Origin of the sequence: Cryobacterium sp. TMT4-10 (genome assembly GCF_004403275.1) — a bacterium.
GTDB classification, from domain to species: domain Bacteria; phylum Actinomycetota; class Actinomycetes; order Actinomycetales; family Microbacteriaceae; genus Cryobacterium; species Cryobacterium shii.
The window spans coordinates 1-5780 of record NZ_SOGU01000060.1; the positions used below are offsets into that span (position 1 = coordinate 1).

The 5780-nt window shown below is 53.6% G+C and carries 3 rRNA genes; all 3 read right to left on the bottom strand.

The features are described 5' to 3' along the window. Nucleotides 1-9 precede the first annotated feature (9 nt). A 5S ribosomal RNA gene (gene rrf, locus E3T42_RS09125) occupies nt 10-126 on the bottom strand. Nucleotides 127-261: 135 nt separating this feature from the next. Next, a 23S ribosomal RNA gene (locus E3T42_RS09130) occupies nt 262-3390 on the bottom strand. Nucleotides 3391-3853: 463 nt separating this feature from the next. Continuing rightward, nucleotides 3854-5375 (bottom strand): 16S ribosomal RNA (locus E3T42_RS09135). The 16S, 23S and 5S rRNA genes sit together here, the layout of an rRNA operon. Nucleotides 5376-5780 lie beyond the last annotated feature (405 nt).

Here is a 5780-nt window from a genome sequence, read left to right on the forward strand (position 1 = left end):
CCAAGTTAAGTCCGGCGGTGTCCTACTCTCCCACAGGGTCCCCCCTGCAGTACCATCGGCGCAGAGAGTCTTAGCTTCCGGGTTCGGAATGTGACCGGGCGTTTCCCTCTCGCTATAGCCGCCGAAACACCTCTCGATGAATCGATTCTATATTTTTCAGTTATAGAGCCCTCACCCGTTTATGAGCCGGTGAGGGCGTTGTTCTCGACCGTACATCGAGAACCACATAGTGGACGCAGAGCAGCTTATTCAAACTGAAGTGTTATCAAATTATTGGCTTATTAGTACCGGTCAGCTCCAAGGGTCTTTAGTCCCCTCTTCCACATCCGGCCTATCAACGCAGTAGTCTAGCTGCGAGCCTCTCCCCCGAAGGGATGGAAATCTCATCTCGAAGCCGGCTTCCCGCTTAGATGCTTTCAGCGGTTATCCGTTCCGAACGTAGCTAATCAGCGGTGCTCCTGGCGGAACAACTGACACACCAGAGGTTCGTCCATCCCGGTCCTCTCGTACTAGGGATAGATCTTCTCAAATTTCCTGCGCGCGCAGCGGATAGGGACCGAACTGTCTCACGACGTTCTAAACCCAGCTCGCGTACCGCTTTAATGGGCGAACAGCCCAACCCTTGGGACCTACTCCAGCCCCAGGATGCGACGAGCCGACATCGAGGTGCCAAACCATGCCGTCGATATGGACTCTTGGGCAAGATCAGCCTGTTATCCCCGAGGTACCTTTTATCCGTTGAGCGACAGCGCTTCCACAAGCCACTGCCGGATCACTAGTCCCGACTTTCGTCCCTGCTCGACTTGTCAGTCTTACAGTCAAGCTCCCTTGTGCACTTACACTCGACACCTGATTGCCAACCAGGTTGAGGGAACCTTTGGGCGCCTCCGTTACTTTTTAGGAGGCAACCGCCCCAGTTAAACTACCCACCAGGCACTGTCCCTGAACCGGATCACGGTTCGAAGTTAGATATCCAATATGACCAGAGTGGTATTTCAACGTTGACTCCACCTGAACTAGCGTCCAAGCTTCAAAGTCTCCCACCTATCCTACACAAGCCACACCGAACACCAATACCAAGCTGTAGTAAAGGTCACGGGGTCTTTCCGTCCTGCTGCGCGTAACGAGCATCTTTACTCGTAATGCAATTTCGCCGAGTTCGCGGTTGAGACAGCTGGGAAGTCGTTACGCCATTCGTGCAGGTCGGAACTTACCCGACAAGGAATTTCGCTACCTTAGGATGGTTATAGTTACCACCGCCGTTTACTGGGGCTTAAATTCTCAGCTTCGCCTTGCGGCTAACCGTTCCTCTTAACCTTCCAGCACCGGGCAGGCGTCAGTCCGTATACATCGTCTTGCGACTTGGCACGGACCTGTGTTTTTAGTAAACAGTCGCTTCCCACTGGTCTCTGCGGCCTTCGAACGCTCCAGGAGTAAATCCCTTCACGCCTCAGGCCCCCCTTCTCCCGAAGTTACGGGGGCATTTTGCCGAGTTCCTTAACCACGATTCTCTCGATCTCCTTAGTATTCTCTACCTGATCACCTGAGTCGGTTTGGGGTACGGGTGACTAAAACCTCGCGTCGATGCTTTTCTTGGCAGCATAGGATCACTGATTTCGTCCGTGAGGACTACCCATCGGGTCTCAGCCTTATATGAGAGACGGATTTGCCTATCTCTCGGCCTACATCCTTAGACCGGGACAACCATCGCCCGGCTCAGCTACCTTCCTGCGTCACACCTGTTAATACGCTAACCGCACCAGCATAGGGTCGTACGCTAGGCCCACCCCCGCCGCCCGAAGGCATTGGTCAGTGGGATTCAGATACTTAGCATTACTGGATTAGCTTGGGCGGTTTTTCGCCAGTACGGGAATATAAACCCGTTGTCCATCGACTACGCCTGTCGGCCTCGCCTTAGGTCCCGACTTACCCAGGGCGGATTAGCCTGGCCCTGGAAACCTTGATCTTTCGGAGGACGGGTTTCTCACCCGTCTTTCGCTACTCATGCCTGCATTCTCACTCGTGTAGCCTCCACGGCTGGTTTACACCGCCGCTTCGCTGGCCACACGACGCTCTCCTACCCATCAACACGGCTGAACCAACACAACAAGTGTGCGGCTTACCAAAAATATCAATGCCACAACTTCGGTGGCGTGCTTGAGCCCCGTTACATTGTCGGCGCGGAATCACTTGACCAGTGAGCTATTACGCACTCTTTCAAGGGTGGCTGCTTCTAAGCCAACCTCCTGGTTGTCTGTGCAACTCCACATCCTTTCCCACTTAGCACGCGCTTTGGGACCTTAGTTGGTGGTCTGGGTTGTTTCCCTCTCGACGATGAAGCTTATCCCCCACCGTCTCACTGCTGCGCTCTCACTTACCGGCATTCGGAGTTTGGCTGACGTCAGTAAGCTTTTAGGCCCCATCGGCCATCCAGTAGCTCTACCTCCGGCAAGAAACACGCAACGCTGCACCTAAATGCATTTCGGAGAGAACCAGCTATCACGAAGTTTGATTGGCCTTTCACCCCTATCCACAGCTCATCCCCTCCATTTTCAACTGAAGTGGGTTCGGTCCTCCACGACGTCTTACCGTCGCTTCAACCTGGCCATGGATAGATCACTTCGCTTCGGGTCTAGGACATGCGACTGAATCGCCCTATTCAGACTCGCTTTCGCTACGCATTCCCCTCTCGGGTTAAGCTCGCCACATATCACTAACTCGCAGGCTCATTCTTCAAAAGGCACGCTGTCACCAGAATCAGACTGGCTCCAACGGTTTGTAAGCAAACGGTTTCAGGTACTATTTCACTCCCCTCCCGGGGTACTTTTCACCTTTCCCTCACGGTACTTGTTCACTATCGGTCATGTAGGAGTATTTAGGCTTATCAGGTGGTCCTGACGGATTCACACGGGATTTCTCGGGCCCCGTGCTACTTGGGATACTCTTCGGGCGATTGCTGCATTTCGACTACGGGGTTCGCACCCTCTATGACCAGGCTTTCAATCCTGTTCGTCTATACAACGTTCTAACCCTCACTGTTCGGCAGAAGCAGCAGAAAAGTCCCGCAACCCCGACCATGCAACGCCTGCCGGCTATCACACATGATCGGTTTAGCCTCATCCGGTTTCGCTCGCCACTACTAACGGAATCACTATTGTTTTCTCTTCCTGTGGGTACTGAGATGTTTCACTTCCCCACGTTCCCTCTACCCGCCCTATATATTCAGGCGGGAGTCACCAGGTCACCTTACGGGCCTGGCGGGGTTTCCCCATTCGGAAATCCTCGGATCACAGTTCGTTTATCAACTCCCCGAGGCTTATCGCAGATTACTACGTCCTTCTTCGGCTCTACATGCCAAGGCATTCACCGTTTGCTCTTAGAAATTTGAAATCACATGAGTTTGAATCGATTGGTGTCACGAATAAATTCGCGACAGAAATTGACCAATGATCTAACACTCTTACGAGTGCTTTGATCTTTGTAATCTGTCGGACCGAGGTCCGTCAAATTTAAGATGCTCGCGTCCACTGTGTAGTTCTCAAAGTACGGGCGGTACCCTCACCTGCCCACGAATGATGTGAACAGGAAAAGGTCCAGAGGAAAAGTCCAACCAGGCCGTAACCCGATCGTTCCGGTCCCTCAGGACCCAACAGCGTGCATATACAGTCAACCCCAACCCAAACCCTTCCAACTCCCGTGCTGTAAACAACACCGGAGCGTACCAAGTTCAAACTGTTCGCTTCTGCATCAATGTCAATGTTCCACCCATGAGCGCCACCGGGAAACGTGTGCTCCCGAAATGGCTTGGCAGTGGTGTTCCGCTGTATACAGACGGCACTGCTGTGCTCCTTAGAAAGGAGGTGATCCAGCCGCACCTTCCGGTACGGCTACCTTGTTACGACTTAGTCCTAATCACCGATCCCACCTTCGACAGCTCCTCCCCTTGCGGGTTAGGCCACTGGCTTCGGGTGTTACCGACTTTCATGACTTGACGGGCGGTGTGTACAAGGCCCGGGAACGTATTCACCGCAGCGTTGCTGATCTGCGATTACTAGCGACTCCGACTTCATGGGGTCGAGTTGCAGACCCCAATCCGAACTGAGACCGGCTTTTTGGGATTCGCTCCACCTTGCGGTATTGCAGCCCTTTGTACCGGCCATTGTAGCATGCGTGAAGCCCAAGACATAAGGGGCATGATGATTTGACGTCATCCCCACCTTCCTCCGAGTTGACCCCGGCAGTATCCCATGAGTTCCCACCATTACGTGCTGGCAACATAGGACGAGGGTTGCGCTCGTTGCGGGACTTAACCCAACATCTCACGACACGAGCTGACGACAACCATGCACCACCTGTATAGAGACCTTGCGGGGCGACTGTTTCCAGACGTTTCCTCTATATGTCAAGCCTTGGTAAGGTTCTTCGCGTTGCATCGAATTAATCCGCATGCTCCGCCGCTTGTGCGGGCCCCCGTCAATTCCTTTGAGTTTTAGCCTTGCGGCCGTACTCCCCAGGCGGGGAACTTAATGCGTTAGCTGCGACACGGAGACCGTGGAATGGTCCCCACATCTAGTTCCCAACGTTTACGGCATGGACTACCAGGGTATCTAATCCTGTTCGCTCCCCATGCTTTCGCTCCTCAGCGTCAGTTACGGCCCAGAGATCTGCCTTCGCCATTGGTGTTCCTCCTGATATCTGCGCATTCCACCGCTACACCAGGAATTCCAATCTCCCCTACCGCACTCTAGTCTGCCCGTACCCACTGCAGGCCCGAGGTTGAGCCTCGGGTTTTCACAGCAGACGCGACAAACCGCCTACGAGCTCTTTACGCCCAATAATTCCGGACAACGCTTGCACCCTACGTATTACCGCGGCTGCTGGCACGTAGTTAGCCGGTGCTTTTTCTGCAGGTACCGTCACTTTAACGCTTCTTCCCTACTAAAAGAGGTTTACAACCCGAAGGCCGTCGTCCCTCACGCGGCGTTGCTGCATCAGGCTTTCGCCCATTGTGCAATATTCCCCACTGCTGCCTCCCGTAGGAGTCTGGGCCGTGTCTCAGTCCCAGTGTGGCCGGTCACCCTCTCAGGCCGGCTACCCGTCGTCGCCTTGGTGAGCCATTACCTCACCAACTAGCTGATAGGCCGCGAGCTCATCCTTGACCAAAATTCTTTCCACCCCCAGAGATGCCTCCAAGGGTCGTATCCGGTATTAGACGTCGTTTCCAACGCTTATCCCAGAGTCAAGGGCAGATTGCTCACGTGTTACTCACCCGTTCGCCACTGATCAGAGAAGCAAGCTCCTCATCACCGTTCGACTTGCATGTGTTAAGCACGCCGCCAGCGTTCGTCCTGAGCCAGGATCAAACTCTCCGTAAATGTTTGACTGCACGAAACCCGAAGGCAACGGCACATCTAGTGTGACTGACCACCGGAATAGGCGGACCAGACACAAGTTTGAAACTGACAGAACAAATCATTACTGACTTGCTTTGTTGTTTAAATGTTTTCCAAAGGAATCTCCCGATCCTTCACCGCTAGAAACGGATCCAAATCACGAGGTTTTTGGCATTTGACATTGTGCACGCTGTTGAGTTCTCAAGGATCGGACGCACCCGACTTCAGGCCCAATAATGGGCTGTCGCTTCGGGGCAACTCGTATAACTTACCCACCCGGCAAGAACGTGTCAAATCGAGGCCAGCAGCTCATCTCCAGTTCGCCAAAGCAAACTCAAACAACCACTAAACCCAACTCGACCATCAGCCGGAGGGAGTTACCATCTT